1 protein-coding gene is annotated in these 254 nt (G+C 28.0%); it reads left to right on the top strand.

Translation table 11 applies throughout. The features are described 5' to 3' along the window. The first annotated feature begins 27 nt into the window (after nucleotides 1-27). Nucleotides 28-240, top strand: coding sequence for a hypothetical protein (locus VU18_RS15920; RefSeq protein WP_047758499.1), 213 nt, complete (start codon nucleotides 28-30; stop codon nucleotides 238-240). Nucleotides 241-254 lie beyond the last annotated feature (14 nt).

Here is a 254-nt window from a genome sequence, read left to right as displayed (position 1 = left end):
CTTTACAAGATAGCGGTGAAATAAAACATGGAAACTAAAAAAGAAATTTTAGCTGAGTTTAAACGACTCGGCTTTTCTCTTATTGACGAGAACAAAGTTTTTGGATCCATTACTTTTGGTGAAATATCCATTGAAGTTACAATTTGTATTGATCAAGATTTTCCTTTTAAAGCTCCAATTATTTTTTTAGAAACTATTTCTGGAAAAAAAGAGTTATATAAAAATATACCTTATAAGTAACTATTCAGCCACAT

Source organism: Geobacillus sp. ZGt-1, assembly GCF_001026865.1.
Lineage (GTDB): Bacteria > Bacillota > Bacilli > Bacillales > Anoxybacillaceae > Geobacillus > Geobacillus thermoleovorans.
The sequence above is the reverse complement of the archived record's forward strand: the minus strand, read 5'-3'. Positions and strand labels throughout refer to the sequence as shown.

Excerpts from the sequence above, each read along its gene's own strand:
- VU18_RS15920 (WP_047758499.1), top strand. The coding sequence starts at position 28 with ATGGAAACTAAAAAAGAAATTTTAGCTGAGTTTAAACGACTCGGCTTT.